Below are 306 nucleotides of genomic sequence, written 5' to 3' on the forward strand. Positions count from 1 at the left end.
TGCTATCTCTTTACGCGTTTCGGTTAATTGATTCATCAGATACTGGCGTTGAGAGGAGGACAGACTCTGATTCAGTTGCGCCATTAATTCAAATCGGCGTTGAAGGTATTGATCTAACTGAGACTGTACCGGTGCATAGCGAAGACCGACAACATCTCTAAATAACTTCTCGAGTCGGGCATCGAATTCCGGCCGGTGGCGCTGCGACAATAATGATTGCCACTGCTGATAAAGCCCGCTTCGCACCGAAAAAAAGACAGGTTCCATATCAAGCTGATGCTTTGCCAACTCTCCGATGATAGCTTG

1 pseudogene is annotated in these 306 nt (G+C 47.1%); it reads right to left on the bottom strand.

Annotated elements, in window-relative coordinates:
- A pseudogene (locus ACYP03_RS25435) lies at window positions 1-306 on the bottom strand (DUF6279 family lipoprotein); the annotation flags it as partial.

Source organism: Photobacterium sp. R1, assembly GCF_054600795.1.